The sequence below is a fragment of the Bartonella queenslandensis AUST/NH15 genome (genome assembly GCF_000312585.1).
Lineage (GTDB): Bacteria > Pseudomonadota > Alphaproteobacteria > Rhizobiales > Rhizobiaceae > Bartonella > Bartonella queenslandensis_A.
On the sequence record NZ_HE998384.1, the window covers coordinates 1 to 589 of the forward strand.

A 589-nucleotide genomic window follows, 5' to 3' on the forward strand; every position below is an offset into this window, starting at 1 on the left:
ATGGCTAAAAATGTTTTGAAACTGTCATCACGTTGATGAATCCAATCACCATGTTTATCTGGTGTAATGAGTTGCCAACCTTGTTCACGGGTAATACCACCAATACTGCCAAATTCGTCAAGGATCTCAAGTTTTCTTTTTGTTGTAAGATTATTACCAATATCATGATAGTAAATTTTACAAGGTCCAGTAACAGTAGGATTTTTGATAAAGAGTGTTATAGCAATACCGGTCATGCTGCCATTGCCAAAAACATTTTCGCCTTCTTGAGCCGCCCCATTGCTTAACATGTTTTTACGAATATCCCCTCGTAAGTTGAGCACATAAATACTGGTGAATTCTTTAGCTAAAGATTTTCGTAAGCTATCCATTGCTGGTTTTTCTATATAACCAGAACCAGAAACAAAGCCGATTACCCCAGCGTTATCAATACGGTCACTAGCCCAGCGAATGGCACGAATATAACTATCATAAAGTGATCGTCTATTCATTGCTTTTGATTGAGCAGCATAAGTTTCACTGATCCGTTTATCTAATATCGGATAAGGTGTATTTTTGGCATTGTCGTTGGCATTTTTTTGTCCTACTG

General features: G+C 37.5%; 1 pseudogene. It reads right to left on the reverse strand.

Going from position 1 to position 589, the window contains the following annotated elements:
- Positions 1–589: pseudogene (locus BN338_RS12490) on the reverse strand (damage-inducible protein); the annotation flags it as partial.